This is a genomic window from Roseateles sp. FW305-36 (genome assembly GCF_058787015.1).
In genome coordinates, this window is record NZ_JBYSZK010000004.1 from 214,897 (window position 1) to 230,952 (window position 16,056).

Annotated in this window: 11 protein-coding genes; all 11 read right to left on the reverse strand. The window is 66.8% G+C overall.

The window, feature by feature from the left end:
* Positions 1 to 38: 38 nt before the first annotated feature.
* Complete coding sequence (locus AC3WOE_RS09600) at positions 39 to 659, reverse strand: energy transducer TonB (RefSeq protein WP_492690022.1); 621 nt, start codon at positions 657 to 659, stop codon at positions 39 to 41.
* A gap of 11 nt (positions 660 to 670) precedes the next feature.
* Positions 671 to 4,180, reverse strand: coding sequence for a pilus assembly protein (locus AC3WOE_RS09605; RefSeq protein ID WP_492690024.1), 3,510 nt, complete (start codon positions 4,178 to 4,180; stop codon positions 671 to 673).
* 19 nt (positions 4,181 to 4,199) lie between these two features.
* Positions 4,200 to 4,862 (reverse strand): pilus assembly PilX family protein, encoded by a 663-nt coding sequence (locus tag AC3WOE_RS09610; protein ID WP_492690026.1) that lies wholly within the window; start codon positions 4,860 to 4,862, stop codon positions 4,200 to 4,202.
* A 1-nt stretch (position 4,863) separates the two neighbouring features.
* Positions 4,864 to 5,970, reverse strand: coding sequence for a PilW family protein (locus AC3WOE_RS09615; RefSeq protein WP_492690027.1), 1,107 nt, complete (start codon positions 5,968 to 5,970; stop codon positions 4,864 to 4,866).
* A gap of 14 nt (positions 5,971 to 5,984) precedes the next feature.
* Positions 5,985 to 6,392, reverse strand: coding sequence for a type IV pilus modification protein PilV (pilV, locus tag AC3WOE_RS09620; RefSeq protein ID WP_492690029.1), 408 nt, complete (start codon positions 6,390 to 6,392; stop codon positions 5,985 to 5,987).
* 25 nt (positions 6,393 to 6,417) lie between these two features.
* Complete coding sequence (locus AC3WOE_RS09625) at positions 6,418 to 7,035, reverse strand: GspH/FimT family pseudopilin (protein ID WP_492690030.1); 618 nt, start codon at positions 7,033 to 7,035, stop codon at positions 6,418 to 6,420.
* A 7-nt stretch (positions 7,036 to 7,042) separates the two neighbouring features.
* Positions 7,043 to 7,504, reverse strand: a complete 462-nt coding sequence (locus AC3WOE_RS09630; RefSeq protein ID WP_492690032.1) for a type IV pilin protein — start codon at positions 7,502 to 7,504, stop codon at positions 7,043 to 7,045.
* Between the two features lie 240 nt (positions 7,505 to 7,744).
* Positions 7,745 to 9,220 carry a glutamate synthase subunit beta gene (locus tag AC3WOE_RS09635; protein WP_492690034.1) on the reverse strand — a complete coding sequence of 492 codons (1,476 nt, stop codon included), beginning with the start codon at positions 9,218 to 9,220 and terminating at the stop codon, positions 7,745 to 7,747.
* Positions 9,221 to 9,231: 11 nt separating this feature from the next.
* The gene (locus tag AC3WOE_RS09640) at positions 9,232 to 13,995 is read right to left on the reverse strand and encodes a glutamate synthase-related protein (RefSeq protein WP_492690035.1); all 4,764 of its coding nucleotides are present in this window, start codon (positions 13,993 to 13,995) and stop codon (positions 9,232 to 9,234) included.
* A 138-nt stretch (positions 13,996 to 14,133) separates the two neighbouring features.
* The gene (locus tag AC3WOE_RS09645) at positions 14,134 to 14,850 is read right to left on the reverse strand and encodes an REP-associated tyrosine transposase (protein WP_492690037.1); all 717 of its coding nucleotides are present in this window, start codon (positions 14,848 to 14,850) and stop codon (positions 14,134 to 14,136) included.
* A gap of 69 nt (positions 14,851 to 14,919) precedes the next feature.
* Positions 14,920 to 16,056: a deoxyguanosinetriphosphate triphosphohydrolase gene (locus tag AC3WOE_RS09650; protein ID WP_492690038.1), complete on the reverse strand. Its 1,137-nt coding sequence runs from the start codon at positions 16,054 to 16,056 to the stop codon at positions 14,920 to 14,922.

The window sequence follows — 16,056 nt, forward strand, 5'->3', positions numbered from 1 at the left end:
GATAGGGGAAACACCAAGCCTTCCCGCGCGCCCGGTCTTCAGGGGGGAGGGCCGGCCTTCCCGGACTCGAAGTTCACCTCGATGCGGACCCAGGAGCGGACCGCCTGGCCATTCAGCTGCCCGGGGCTGAAGTCGGTCGCCATGAAGGCTTGCCGCGCCGTCTCGAACAGCGCTTCGGGCAACGCGGCATCGCCGTCGGGCTCGACCCGCTCGACCTTGCCCTGCTCATCCAGGTAGAGCCTCAGGATGGCCGTGTAGGACCGCCGCACGGGCCAATTGGGCGGCCACTGCAGCAGCACCGGTGTGCGCGCCACCGGCCCCACGCTGAGCAGCGCCCGCGGCACATAGACGGGCGGCTCGACGACCGGCACCTGGGGTGGCGGCGAAGGGGCAAGCGCAGGCTCGGGTGGCACCGGCGCCGGAGCCGGAACGGAGTTGGCATCCGCCAGCGACGGCGGCTCTTCGACCGGTACCGCCGTCACGGCGGCGGGCTCGGCCACGACCCGGACCTTCAGCGCCGCCGGCGCGTCGGCGGGCCTGGCCTGCAGCAGCTCGCGCTTCCAGTCGTCCAGCGCCTGCGCCCCGGAGGCGAGCAGCGCGAGGTGTGCCAGCGCCGCCCCGGCCAGGCACCACCAAGGCGCCCGGGCCGGACGGATCACACGTGCACGCCTCAGTTCATCAGCTCGCGCCATGAGGTGCGCCGCAGGGTGCCGGGGGGCACATTGACCGGGTCTGCACCTGCGCGGGAGATGTTCTTGCCGTCGACCTGCTGCACCAGGGTCAGCAGCTTGCCGGTGGAGCTGACGATGGTCGTGATACCCGCCACCAGCGTCGTGCTGGAATAGGTCAGCAGCGGCTTGCCGGAGCCGACGTCCAGGTAGTAGAGCCAGGACGTGCCGCCCGGCGAGCAGACGGTCGGCTGCGGGATGTTGCTGGCGACGATGAGCTGGTTGAGCTGCTGGTCGAAGTCGACGTTGACCCGCTCACCGGCGGTGAGGCTGAGATCGACGTACCAGCCCTTTTGCGTGCCCCAGTTGATCGTGGCGCCGGCCACCAAGCCGCTGCGGTCGGGCTTCAGCGTCTGCTGGACCATGCCGGCATTGCTGCGCAGGGCTCCCAGGCCGGTCACGGTCAGGTCATCCTTGAAGGTGTAGATGGACTGCAGCGACGTGTCGCCGACGTCCGTGGTACCCAGGTAGCGCCCCGTGGCCACCGAGACGATCGGGTATTTGTAGTTGCCATAGATGACCTCGGTCAGCACGGGCTTGGTCGTGATGGGCTGGTTGCTGCCGGTCTGGCCCAGCAGCATGCTTTCCTTGCCGGGCAGGCCGTAGTTGTCATCGAAGTCGAAGCGCCAGACATTGCCGAGCATGTCGCCGCCATAGACGCGCGACGCGACGGCAAGCGTGTCGTCATCCACCCAGGCGTTGATCTTGCCCAGGTTGCTGGGCGTGCCGGGGGTGCCGCCCACCGTCGCGATCTTGCTGCTGGCGTCCACCAGCGCGCCCGTCACGGCATTCACCACGTACAGATAGCCGACGCCCGAGGCGTTGTTGTAGCCCGAGGTGAACATGACGACCCAGCGGCCGGCCTTGTTCTTGGTGATGATGGGATTGCCATAGCTGTAGCCCAGGTCGGAGTCGGTGGAGAACTCCCACAGGGCCTTGGGGGAAGCCGGGTCGGTGATGTCGAGGGCGTAGTAGCCCTTGCCGCCCTTGCCCAGGCCGCCCACCAGGATGGTGCGCCAGTTCGTGCCGTCATACACGTCGCCCACGACCGGCGCGCCGTCGACGAAGAAACGGTGCTTGGATTCATAGGCGGCGTCGGCCAGCAGGTACATGTTGGACATGACCATGGAAGGCACATAGGCCCACAGTTCCGTACCGCCGGTGGCGTCGTTCGGGTCGTTCGCGACCTTGAGGGCATGCAGCATGCCGTCGTTGGCGCCGACGTAGAGCACGCCCTGGCGGCTCGCCGTGCTCGTGACGAAGGCGCTGTAGCCCGCGTCGGCCAGGCTCATGGGCGACTTCTTCACGTAGACGGGGGCGCCATTGACGATGTCGCCCATCGGCCCCGTGCGGGTGCGGAAGACCTTGTCGGCATCGGCATTGGCGGACTGCTCGTAGGTGGTGGTGCCACGCAGATAGTCGATGAGATTGGCGGCCGTCGCCTTGGTCTTGGCGGTCGGGTCCATCGTCGTGCACTGGCTCAGCTTCTCCGCGCCCACGGTGCACAGGTTCTGGAAGCTGGCCACCTTGCCGGCCGTGGTCAGGTTGGCCTCGGTGAAACTCACGAGGGTGTTGCTGCCGTTGTTGAACAGGATGGTGCGCGTGGCCTGGGTCTTGATGCGATCCGAGGCCGACCAGATCGGCGTGCCGGGGTTGATGATGGCGCCGGTGCCGGTGTCGATCTTGAACGCGTTGACGGTGCCGTCCCAGGTCTTGGTGGTGTACAGCGGAATGAACAGCCAGTCATCGCCCGCCGACGGCGTCAGCGAGCTGGTGGCCGCCGCGGCCGAACTGCCGGTGGCCGCGTCGATGCGGGTCAGCGCATCCACCAGGCTGGCAGCCATTTCCGACGAGTTGCCGGCGCTGTAATAGGTGCCCCGGCCGTTCACGGCGGCGTGCCAGAGGTCATCGACGGCCGTCACCGTGTTGGATATCGGCTGGGGCCAGACCTTGGTGCCCTGCTTGATGTCGTAGAAGTCGCCGCTGCGCTGGGTTTCGTAGTTCTTGTCGTAGGTCAAGGTCCCGCTCAGACCCAGACCCATCGTGAACGTGGTCATGTGCTGGGCCGAGTTGTTGTCCTTGGTGTCGACCGGCACGATGTTGGCGCAGACGTCCTGGTTGGCCACCGAGCCCGTGCAATTGCCCAGGGCCGTGGTGCGGAGGTCGGTCGTGTAGTAGTACTGGGCCACGTCGGCCAGCGTGTCAGCGTAGCCGACACCGCCGTTGGCCTCGTCGCGCATCGGCCGCGCCACCGACGCGCCAGCATCGACGTTGCCGACACCCACGTTGCCGTTCAGGTCCAGGTGCTTGATGCTGCTCTCGTTCCAGTAGCCGTCGGTCGCGAGAATGGTGTAGTTGCGCTGGCAGGCGTACTGCATCGGGTCCGTCTGCCCGCTCAGCTTGTTCGCAAAGTAGCGGCCCGCCCGCGCCAGCGCCGGTCGCAGCGGCGTGGTGCTGCTGCCGGACGTGCCGTAAAGGCGGGTGAAGAAGTCGGTCTTCTGCGTGCCGCCGTCGAAGTCGCGGATGTTGAGGAAGCCCGTTCCGTCCGCGCCGCCATTGTTGTACTCGCTGATCTTGGAGAAGCCGACGCGGAAGCGCGAGGCGTCGATGCGTGCGAAGGCAAAGCCGGCACCGGCCCGGATGGCCAGCATGCGGGTGCGGTAGTAGGTGAACCAGTTGGCGTAGTTCTGCTTCTGCGCGGCGGTCGCGTTCTGGGCGCGCACGACGTCGAAATCGGCGCCCGCGCAGCTGCTGCCGTCCTTGCCGGCCTTGGGCGTCGCCCACAGGAAGGGGCCGTAGTCGCCCTGGGTCTTGGTCGTGGTGACGGTGGTCTGAATGGAACAGCTGTTCGCCACGCCGTTCTTGCAGGTCTTGCCGGGCGCGCTGATGCGCGCGTAGACCGTATCGACGGTGGTCGTCGTGTTGCTGGCGCTGTCGTAGTTCGCGTTGGAGGTGCTGGCGGGGATGGCGCAGGCCCCGCTATCCTTGGCGCCGCAAACCGCGGAGGTGACCGACGTGGTGGGCACGCCGACGGTGGCCCCGACGACACTGGGCGTTTCCGGGTTGTCGTTGCTCAGGTCGGTGGTGCCCGAGCCGCTCCGGTAGCCGTCGCCGGGTGCGGCCGTGAAGCTGGAATCCGGCTTCGACGTGCCATCGGGATTCAACGGCGGCGGATAGTTGCGGTTGGGGTCGAAGAAGATCAGGTTGGACCCGACCCACCCGAAGCACACGTTGCTGGTGGGCGCGGTGTCGGGCAAGAAGTTGTCGCCCATCGAACCCGAGTCGTCGAGCACGAACATCAGGTTGGAACGCACCAGCGTGCCATTGGCCATGCTGCTCAGCGGGCGGTCGGCCAGGTCGGCCGTGCCTGCGCTGGCCGTCACCGCGGCCAGCAGCAAGGGCAAGCCCGCAACCAAGCGCCGCAACCCAGGGAAAAAAGAGGTCGTTTTCATGCTTGATCTCCTGCTTGGCTTACAGCTGGACCATGGTTTCTGTGAACGAGACCGTGCCGCGCGCGCTGGTGCTGCGCACGACGATGCGGTAATACTGGGAATTCGTGACGAGGGCCTGCGCCTTGCCGGCCTTGTAGTCCTGCACGCCCTTGTTGCCGCCGCCCGTGAGCGCCGAGCCGGTCGGCACTGCGCAGTCGACCGCCGACGGCGCGCCTTCGGCCGAACACAGCCGCGTGATGACATAGCGCGCCTTGTTCGCGCCGCCGTTGAGGCTGATCTCGGCGGACGGGGCCACGCAGGTGCCGAAACTGGACGCCGGGTAGAGCGCGCAGTTGCCGGAACCGGTCCAGTCCACCACCGCCCGCGTGTTGCTGGTGGAGCCCTGGCCCGTCACGTCCAGCGAGTCGCGGCTGCTGGCGTAGTAGCCGGAGGCGGACTGGTCGGTCTGCAGGGTGACGCCGACATTGGCGTTCAGGTAGGCGACGGCCGACTCGGCGGCCTGGCTGGCTGCCGACGTCGCGTCCTGCTTGAAGCCGAGGTTGCCGATGACCAGCGAGGTGGTGTCCACCGATCGCACCAGCGCCACCGCCGCCAGGGAGATGACCACGAGGGCAATCAGCGCAAAGATCAGCGAAACCCCGCGCTGCCAGCGGGTCGGCGTTGTTGCGTGGCAGTTCATCATTTCATCGTCCCCAGATCACGTTGCGCAGGGGTGCCGTCACCTCGAACACCGAGTAGCGGTAATGCTTCCAGTCCGGCACGCCGCTGACCGTCAGGTCCAGGCACTTGCTGCTGCCGCAGGCGGTCGCACCGGTGACGGTGGCCACATTGCCGACGTCCCACTTCGGCGTGGTCACGGTCACTTCGTCCTTCTGATAGCTGCTGCTGCGCGCGACGATGGCAATGCGCACGGCCTGCACCTGCCGCCAGCCGGCGTTGGTGGTGGGCGTCACGTTGTCGTAGGTGTCCACGACGTTGTCGGCGTCGGTGTCCTTGCCGTACAGGGCGCGCAGGGTGACGATCTGCGGGAACAACTCCTGCGACACCATCGCACCCGTGCTCAGGTCCAGGGTCCGCTGCACCAGGCTGTAGTTGGCGTCCAGCGCGAAGGTGCGCCGCACCAGTTGACCCGCATTGATCAGCCGGTCGCCCGCGAAATAGCCCGCCGCCGGTGCCACCTGGGCACCGCTGTTCCAGGGCGACGCGACGCCATGCACGGCCTGGTTGCTGTTGGCCAGCGCCGTCACCTGGTAGGCGCCGCACCAGTTGGTGGCGGTGTAGCTGGCGGGCACGGCGATCACGATGTCGTTCGCGGAGACGCCCACTGCCGACCGCAGCGTGAATCGATCCGCGGTGATCGGGTGGTCGACGCTCACCAGGGCCGGCACGGAATAGCTGCGACCGGAATACATGACCGTGACGGTGTCGGGGGCGCCATTGGCGCCGGCGGCAATCACCACGGGCACCAGCGTCCAGTTGGCGGGGCCGGCGGTGGCATGGTTGGCGGAGATCGGGCAGCCCAGCGCGGACAGATCGTTGATGAGGCCGTAGCCGGACATCTGGATCTCGCGCTGCAGGGTGTACAGCCCGAGGGAACCGTTGACCTGGGCGTCGGCGCCACCGGTCGTCACGCGCTTCTGCCCTTCGGCGAAAGACAGCACCTGGGCGGTGACCAGCACGACGACCAGGCCCAGCAGCAGCCCGATCATCAGTTCGATGAGCGTCACGCCACGCACGGCCGCCCGGCCAAGCGCGGTGCGGTGGGGGGTCAGCTTGGAATGCAGGAGCATCACGGCAGCGGCCTTCAGTTGATGGACGAGGCCATGGTGAATCGATTCTGCGATTCACCGGCCGCCGTCCAGCGGATCTCGATGGACACGACCCCGGTGTTCGTCACGGTCACGGTGGACTGGCCGCTCGGAAGTCGCGCCGCCACACGCGCCCGCCAGTCGGCACAGCGTGCGCCGCAGCTGGCCGTGGCGTACGTGGCGAGGTTGGCGCGGTCGGTCCACATCTCGCTGAGCAGTTGCTGCGCGAGGAAGGCCGCCTCGGCCCGGAAGGTGGCGGAGGTCTGGGCACGCGTCATGGCGCCTTGCAGCCCCACGACGCCGAGCACGCCCATCGCGCAGATCAGCAGCGCGACCAGGGCTTCGAGCATCGCAAAGCCGGTGTGCCGGCCGCGGCCGGGCTTGAGTTTCGAGCTTGCTTTCATGCCTTGAACTCCAGGGTGCAGCGGGTCAGCACTTGCGTGGATCACTGCTGGCGGTGATCTTGGGTTCACACATCCGGACGGTGCCGCCCGTCCCGATGACGACACGCAAGGCCCGGAAGTCATTGCCCGAGACGATGTTGTCGACGTCGATGGTGGCCATGGGGGGGGCGCCGGGGGTGACCACGACGCGGCCGAAGCCGTCGAAGATGACGACCGCGGCGTCGCCATTGGCGGCGTCGTTGCCGGCCACAATGACCTGAGTCGTGCTGCTGCCCGTGCCGGTGGCCTGCTTGTCCAGGATGCGGGGCGTCGTCGTGTCGCTGACCGCCGTCGCGCATTTGCCGGCCGGGTCGTCCAGGCTGACCACCCACGACAGACCGCCCTCGACAACCGCGCAGCTGTTGTCCATCACCGCCGAGTTGCTCAGGCTCACGAGCGAGAAGCGCACATTGGTGTTGCGCCGCATGGCCTCGGCCCGGGCGCGCTGCAGGCCGGTCTGCATGGACGTGGCCACGTTGCGGATCTGGGTGTTGCGTATCCAGGCGCTGGCGCTGGGAATCACGGCCATGAGCAGCATGGCCAGCAGGGCGACCACCACCACCAGCTCGATCAATGTGACACCCCGCAGGGCCGGCCGCTTCATGTCCATCTCAGCACTCGGTGCCCTTGGCCAGCCAGCAGTTCTTGCCGCTCACGGACACGCCCTTGAAGGTGGTCGTGGCCTGCCCGTTGGACTGGTTGAGGGTGTACACATGCCCCACCGACACCGTGCCCGTCTTGCCGGTGGCGGTGATGGTGTAGGCCTGCCCGGTCGTGGCGCAGGCATAGGTGAAGTTCTTGGCGCCGCTGGGAACGAAGTTGTTCCAGCTCGGGGCAGCGCCACCATCGGCGCAGGACGTGGTCCCGTAGTTGCGGTTGTCCTGGTAGTACTGCTCCATCTTGATGCGGTAGTCCGCCATCTGCGAGAAGCTTTCGGGCAGGCTGCCGCGGCGCACATAGTCCTTGTATTGCGGCACGGCCACCGCGGCCAGGATGCCCACGATGGCCACGGCGATCATGAGTTCGATCAGCGTGAAGCCACGTTGGGCCGGAGGAGGCGCGAATTGGGACATGGGCTTTCCTGTGGTGCGAAGACGAAGCGTTTTGCGCTCGCCAGATGGGCCGTCAAGGGGTCGTTTCGGGGCATTCTGCGGCAGCGGCGGCGTGAATGTCGTGCAAAACTGCGCACCGCGGCACCGCTTCTCGACGGGCGTTCGCGCCGCCGCGACGAACGGCAGGCCCCGGTAAGCAATTGCTACGGCACCATGAAAAACGCGACCCGGAGGTCGCGTTGCAGGGGTGAGGCGGCTGGCTCAGCGCGGCAGCGTCGTCGAACCCATCAGGTATTCATCCACCGCGCGGGCGGCCTGGCGGCCCTCGCGGATGGCCCAGACCACCAGGCTCTGCCCACGACGCATGTCGCCGGCGGCAAAGACCTTGTCGACATTGGTCTTGTAGGCGCTGGCGCCTTCGGTCGAGGCCTTGCCGTTGCCGCGCGCATCCTTGTCGACGCCGAAGGCCTCGAGGATGGTGGCGACCGGCGACACGAAGCCCATGGCCAGGAATGCGATGTCGGCCTTCAGGACCTGCTCGCTGCCCTCGACCTCGGTCATCTTGCCGCCCTGCCATTGCAGGCGCACGGTCTTGACGCCGGTCAGCTTGCCCTTCTCGCCGATGAACTCCTTGGTGGCGATGGCGAACTCGCGCTCGCAGCCCTCTTCATGGCTGGACGAGGTGCGCAGCTTGATCGGCCAGTAGGGCCAGGTCATCGGGCGGTCTTCCACTTCGGGCGGCTGGGGCAGCAGCTCGAACTGGGTCACGCTCTTGGCGCCATGGCGGTTGCTTGTTCCCACGCAGTCGGAACCGGTATCGCCGCCGCCGATGACGATGACGTGCTTGCCGGCCGCCGTGATCTGGCCCTTGAGCTTGTCGCCGGCGTTGACCTTGTTCTGCTGGGGCAGGAACTCCATCGCGAAATGCACGCCGGCCAGGTCGCGGCCGGGCACCGGCAGGTCGCGAGACTGTTCGGCGCCGCCGGTCAGCACGATGGCGTCGAACTGGCTCTTCAGCTCGTCGGCTGAGATGGTTTCCTTGGCCCAGTTGGTGACCTTGCTGCCTTCGGGCAGGGTCGCGACCATCACGCCGGTGCGGAACTCCACGCCCTCGGCCTTCATCTGCTCGACGCGGCGGTCGATCTGGGACTTCTCCATCTTGAAGTCCGGGATGCCGTAGCGCAGCAGGCCGCCGACGCGGTCGTTCTTCTCGAAGACGGTCACGCTGTGGCCGACGCGCGCCAGCTGCTGGGCGGCGGCGAGGCCCGCCGGGCCGGCACCGACGACGGCGACCTTCTTGCCCGTCTTGACCTTGGGCGGCTGGGCGTGCACCCAGCCCTCGGCCCAGGCGCGGTCGATGATGGCGTGCTCGATGGACTTGATGCCCACCGCGTCGTCATTGACGTTCAGCGTGCAGGCCGCCTCGCAGGGCGCGGGGCAAATGCGGCCGGTGAACTCGGGGAAGTTGTTGGTGCTGTGCAGCACGTGAATGGCGTTCTTCCAGTCTTCCGCGCGGCCCTTGTAGACCAGGTCGTTGAAGTCGGGAATGACGTTGTTGACCGGGCAGCCGCTGTTGCAGAACGGTGTGCCGCAGTCCATGCAGCGGGCGCCCTGCTGCTTGGCCTGGTCAACGTTCAGCGCGATGACGAATTCCTTGTAGTTCTTGACGCGAGCGACGACGGGCTCGTAGCCCTCCTCGAGGCGCTCGTACTCCATGAAGCCGGTGACTTTTCCCATGCTCCCTCTCCTCAGGCCTTGGCGGTGACGGCTTCAGGCGCCTTGGCCTGAGCGATGGTTTGTGCGGCTTCCTTGGCGGCGTTGATCTCGCCCAGGGCCCGGCGGTATTCGTTCGGGAACACCTTGACGAACTTGGCGCGCGACTCGGCCCAGTGGTCGAGGATGTCGCGGGCGCGCTGGCTGCCGGTCCAGCGGTGGTGGTCCTCCAGCAGCTTCTTCAGGATGGCCTCGTCGGTCTGGGCCTCACGGTCCACGCCGTCGACACCCTTGGTGCGGTGCCAGATGGCCTTGTCGACGCCGGCTTCCTGCTCGGCCGAGGTCATCAGCTTCTCCAGCGACACCATGCTGGTGTTGCAGCGCTTGGCGAAATGGCCGTCCTCGTCATAGACATAGGCGATGCCACCGCTCATGCCGGCGGCGAAGTTGCGGCCGGTCTTGCCCAGCACGGCGACGGTGCCGCCGGTCATGTACTCGCAGCCATGGTCGCCCGTGCCTTCGACGACGGCGGTGGCACCCGACAGGCGCACCGCGAAACGCTCGCCCGCCACGCCGCGGAAGAAGGCCTCGCCGCGCGTCGCACCGTACAGCGCGGTGTTGCCGACGATGATGTTCTTGGTCGCGTCACCGCGGAAGTCGATGCTGGGGCGCACGACGACGCGGCCGCCGGACATGCCCTTGCCGGTGTAGTCGTTGGCGTCACCGATCAGGTAGAAGCTGATGCCCTGGGCCAGGAAGGCGCCGAAGCTCTGGCCGCCGGTGCCTTCCATCTGGATGAAGATGGTGTGGTCGGGCAGGCCCTCGGGCTTGCGGCGGATCAGCTCGCCGGACAGGCGCGCACCGACGGAGCGGCGCACGTTGGTCACTTCCTGCATGAACTGCACCTTCTCGCCCTTCTCGAAGGCGGGCAGGCACTTCTCGATCAGCTTGACGTCCAGCGCGCGCTCCAGGCCATGGTCCTGCACATCGTTGTGGATGCGCGCGACGTCGGCCGGGACGTTGGGACGGTGGAAGATGCGGGCGAAGTCCAGGCCCTTGGCCTTCCAGTGCGAGATGGCCTTCTTGGTGTCCAGCCAGTCCGAGCGACCGATCAGCTCGTCGAACTTGCGCACGCCGAGCTGGGCGATGATCTGGCGCGCTTCCTCGGCGACGAAGAAGAAGTAGTTGACGACGTGCTCGGGGCGGCCGGTGAACTTCTTGCGCAGCACCGGGTCTTGCGTGGCCACGCCCACCGGGCAGGTGTTGAGGTGGCATTTGCGCATCATGATGCAGCCCTCGGCCACCAGCGGCGCGGTGGCGAAGCCGAACTCGTCGGCGCCCAGCAGCGCGCCAATGACGACGTCGCGGCCGGTCTTCATCTGGCCGTCGGCCTGCACGCGCACGCGGCCGCGCAGGCGGTTCAGCACCAGGGTCTGCTGGGCTTCGGCCAGGCCCAGCTCCCACGGCGTGCCGCAGTGCTTGATGGAGCTCCAGGGCGAAGCGCCGGTGCCGCCGTCGTGGCCGGCGATGACGATGTGGTCGGCCTTGCACTTGGCCACGCCCGTGGCGACGGTACCGACGCCAACTTCCGACACCAGCTTGACCGACACATCCGCCTTGGGGTTGACGTTCTTCAGGTCGTGGATGAGCTGGGCCAGGTCCTCGATCGAGTAGATGTCGTGGTGGGGCGGCGGGCTGATGAGGCCGACGCCCGGCACCGAGTGGCGCAGCATGCCGATGTACTCGGACACCTTGCCGCCGGGCAGCTGGCCGCCTTCGCCGGGCTTGGCGCCCTGGGCCATCTTGATCTGGATCTGGTCGGCGCTGACCAGGTACTCGGTCGTGACACCGAAGCGGCCCGAGGCCACCTGCTTGATCTTGGAGCGCAGGCTGTCGCCTTCCTTGAGCTCGTAGTCGGCCTCCATGATCTTGTGGCCGAGCACGTCGCCGACCTTGCTGCCGCCGGTGATCTTGATGCCCTTGAGCTCGTTGCGGTAGCGGGCCGGGTCTTCGCCGCCCTCACCCGTGTTGCTCTTGCCGCCGATGCGGTTCATGGCGACGGCCAGCGTGGCATGGGCCTCGGTGGAGATGGAGCCCAGCGACATGGCACCGGTGGCGAAGCGCTTGACGATGTCGGCCGCCGACTCGACTTCCTCCAGCGCCACGGCCTTGGCGGGGTCGAACTTGAACTCGAACAGACCGCGCAGCGTCATGTGGCGCTTGCTCTGGTCGTTGATGATCTGGGCGTATTCCTTGTAGGTCTCGAACTTGCCGCTGCGCGAGCTGTGCTGCAGCTTGGCGATGGCGTCCGGCGTCCACATATGTTCTTCGCCGCGGGTGCGCCAGGCGTACTCACCACCGGTCTCCAGCATGCTGTCCAGCAGCGGGTCGTCGCCGAAGGCGGCCTCGTGCATGCGGATGGCTTCCTCGGCCACCTCGAACACGCCGATGCCGCCGACCTGGGTGGCCGTGCCGCGGAAGTACTTCTCGACGAAGTCCGCCTTCAGGCCGATGGCCTCGAAGATCTGCGCGCCGCAGTAGGACATATAGGTCGAGATGCCCATCTTGGACATGATCTTGGACAGACCCTTGCCCACTGCCTTGATGTAGTTGTAGCGGGCCTGCTCGGCACTCAGCTTGGCCGGCAGCTCGTCACCCATGGCTTCCAGCGTCTCGAGGGCCAGATAGGGGTGGACGGCTTCGGCGCCATAGCCGGCCAGCACGGCGAAGTGGTGCACCTCGCGGGCGGTGCCGGTCTCGACGACCAGGCCGGCCGTCGTGCGCAGGCCTTCACGCACCAGGTGGTGGTGGACGGCGGACAGGGCCAGCAGCGCGGGGATGGCGATGCGGTCGGCACTGAGGTGGCGGTCCGTGATGATGAGGATGTTGTGGCCGGTCTTGATGGCGTCCACGGCCGAGGCGCACAGCGAAGCCAGCTGAGCTTCCACGCCGGCACGACCCCAGTCGCGCGGGTAGGTGATGTCCAGCTCGCTGGGCTTGAACTTGCCGTGGGTGGGCGCCTCGATGCCGCGCAGGCGGGCCATGTCGTCGAAGTCCAGGATGGGCTGGCTGACTTCGAGACGCATCGGCGGGTTGATGGCGTTGATGTCCAGCAGGTTCGGCTTGGGGCCGATGAAGCTGTTCAGCGACATCACGATGTTCTCGCGGATCGGGTCGATCGGCGGGTTCGTGACCTGGGCGAAGAGCTGCTTGAAGTAGTTGTAGAGCGGCTTGTTCTTGCCCGACAGCACCGCCAGCGGCGAGTCGTTGCCCATGGAGCCGATGCCCTCTTCGCCATTGGCGGCCATGGGGGCGAGCAGGAACTTGATGTCTTCCTGCGTGGTGCCGAAGGCCTGCTGGCGGTCCAGCAGCGTCGTCGTGAAACCGGGGCGGCCGGCTTCGGGCACTTCGATGTCGTCCAGCTTGACGCGGACGTTCTCGATCCACTGGCGGTAGGGACGGGCGTTGGCGAACTGGTTCTTCAGTTCCTCGTCGTCGACGATGCGGCCCTGCTCGAGGTCGATGAGGAACATCTTGCCGGGCTGCAGGCGCCACTTCTTGACGATCTTGGCCTCGGGAATCGGCAGCACGCCGGACTCGGAAGCCATGACGACGAGGTCGTCGTCGGTGATGCAGTAGCGGGCCGGGCGCAGGCCGTTGCGGTCGAGTGCGGCGCAGACCTGGCGGCCGTCGGTGAAGGCCATGGCGGCGGGGCCGTCCCACGGCTCCATCATGGCGGCGTGGTACTCGTAGAAGGCGCGGCGGCGCTCGTCCATGCCTTCGTGCTGCTCCCAGGCTTCCGGGATCATCATCATGGCGGCATGGGCGAGCGGGTAGCCGCTCATGGTCAGCAGTTCGATGGCGTTGTCGAAGGTGGCCGTGTCGGACTGGTGCTCGAAGCTGATGGGGTAGAGCTTCTTCAGGTCGTCGCCCAGCACCGGCGACTTCATGACGCCTTCGCGGGCGCGCATCCAGTTGAAGTTGCCCTTGACCGTGTTGATCTCGCCGTTGTGGCAGACCATGCGGTAGGGGTGGGCCAGCGGCCACTCGGGGAAGGTGTTGGTGGAGAAACGCTGGTGCACCAGGGCGATGGCCGAGGTGACGCGCCGGTCGGCCAGGTCCAGGTAGTACTTGCCGACCTGGTCGGCCAGCAGCAGGCCCTTGTAGATGACGGTGCGGCAGCTCATCGACGGCACGTAGTACTCGCGGCTGTGCGTGAGCTTCAAGGCCTGGATGGCGCTGGAGGCCGTCTTGCGGATGACGTAGAGCTTTCGCTCCAAGGCGTCGGGCACGATGATGTCCGGGCCGCGGCCGATGAAGATCTGGCGGATCACCGGCTCCTTTTCGCGCACCGTGGGCGACATCGGCATGTCGCGGTCCACCGGCACATCGCGCCAGCCGATCAGCACCTGGCCTTCGGCCTTGATGGCGCGGGCCAGTTCCTGTTCGCAGGCGAGGCGGGAGGCGTGCTCCTTGGGCAGGAAGATCATGCCGACGCCGTACTCGCCGGGCGGCGGCAGGTTGATGCCCTGCTGGGCCATTTCGGCGCGGTAGTACTCGTCCGGGATCTGGATCAGGATGCCGGCGCCGTCGCCCATCAGCTTGTCGGCACCGACCGCGCCGCGGTGGTCCAGGTTCTCGAGGATCTTCAGACCCTGCTGGACGATGTGGTGCGCCTTCTGGCCCTTGATATGAGCCACGAAGCCCAGGCCGCAGGCGTCCTTCTCATTGGTTGCGCGGTAGAGCCCATGTTCGGCAAGGTCTTGGATCTCGGCTTGAATCTGCGCGGCGTGGCTCATGGCGCCCTCCTGGAACACAACAGGGCGCGAGATTAATGCAGTGCAGCAAATGCGGCAACTTGATTAAATTGGGGTCGGAGTCGAATATTTATTTTCCATGGCGTCACCAAGATTTAATTGGGGCCAGAGTGTCGTCATTCACGGCGATTCGCCAGGTGCCGTCGGAAGCAGCGCTTTCCGAGGGCGGCCGCGCGGCCGTTTGACGGCGACCTTCGGACAGACGTCGGCCAGGGCGTCGAGGAAGGTCGCGCTGCCGACCGGCCGCCCACGCAGCACCGCTTCGGTGAACTGCTGTTGCTCCAGCGCCGTGGTGCCCTGCCCCATCAGTTCGGCATAGCCATGCTCGCGTTCGAAGGGTGTGTTGCCAAGCGACCAATACAGCTCGTGCTCCGTCACTAGCGGGCTGCGCGTCCGCCCCAAATGGTGGGCAGCGCTGGACCACGGCCATTGCGCAGCTTCCTGGCACAGCCCGGCGCGGACCGGATTCAGCTCGATATAGCGCATGCAGGCCAGCAGATGACGCTCGCCCTCGATCAGCCCCGCCCGGAACCGCCCTTCCCAGAGCGTGCCGCTGCGCTGGTGGCGGGTGTTGAACCAGGCCACATAGCGCCGGCCGAGGGCTTGCATCATGCGGCTGAGAGCGTCGGCCTCGGGCGGTGTCAGCAGCAGGTGCAGGTGGTTGTCCATCAGCACATAGGCGTGGATGGCAACCCGGTACAGGGCCGCAACCTCACCCAGCGTCGCCAGCATGTGCTGGCGGTCGTGATCGCTGAAGAAGATGGCTTGGCGGTTGTTGCCGCGCAGGATGACGTGGTGGGGCTGACCCGGCAGGATCAGGCGAGGGAGACGAGCCATGAATGCATTCCTTGCGGCACAGCAGCCGGATTGGAAGCGTTCAGGATAATCGACTCCGACCCCAATTTCTCAGAACAGACTCTTCCCCGTCAGCCTCAGGTGCTCGCGAATCGCAAAGCGGTCGGTCATGCCGGCGATGTAGTCGGCGCAGGCGCGCTCACGGTCGGGGCGATCGGCGAAATCGGCGGGCATCTGGCTCGCGTCGGACGAGTAGGCTGCAAACAGGTCGCGCAGCACTTGCTCGGCACGAGCCCGGGTGGACTGCACCTGAGGGTGGCGGTAGAGGTTGGCGAACAGGAAGCGCTTCAGCGCCGTGCTCTTGGTGCGCATGTCCGGGCTGAAGCGCAACAGCGGCTTGTCGGAACGGCGCACGGCCTCGACGTCGGCAGGAGCGGCTTCGGCCAGGGCGGCACGCGTGGCGTCGATGATGTCGTAGACCTGGGCCGACAGCATGCGGCGTATGGTCTCGAACAACAGGCGCTTGCCCGCCAGTGCCGGATGAGCATCCCGCGAGGCCTGCCAGTGCTCGCGCACCAGCTCGACTTCCAGCAGCTGCTCCAGCTCGATCAGACCCGAGCGCACGCCGTCGTCGACGTCATGGGCGTTGTAGGCGACCTCGTCGGCGAGATTGCAGAGCTGGGCTTCCAGGCTGGTCTGGCCACCCTTCAAGAAGCGGGTTGCGATGCCGTCCGGCTCGACCACCTCGATCAGCTCGGCATTGCGACGCGAGCAATGCTTGAGGATGCCCTCGCGCGTCTCGAAGCAGAGGTTGAGACCGTCGAACTCGGGGTAGCGCTGCTCGAGGTGATCGACGACCCGCAACGACTGCAGGTTGTGCTCGAAGCCCCCGTGGCCCTTCATGCAGTCGTCCAGCACGTCCTGCCCGGCGTGGCCGAAGGGCGTGTGGCCGAGGTCATGGGCCAGGGCGACGGCTTCGACGAGGTCCTCGTCCAGGCCCAGGCTGCGGGCGATGGAGCGGCCGAGCTGGGCCACCTCCAGCGAGTGCGTCAGCCGCGTACGGAACAGGTCGCCCTCGTGGTTGAGGAAGACCTGGGTCTTGTAGACCAGGCGACGAAAAGCCGTGCTGTGGATGATGCGGTCGCGATCGCGCTGGAAGTCACTGCGAGTCGGTGCGGCTGGTTCAGCCAAGCGGCGGCCACGGCTGCGCGCCGGGTCGGCGGCGTAGGCCGGGCGCGTTGGCGACAT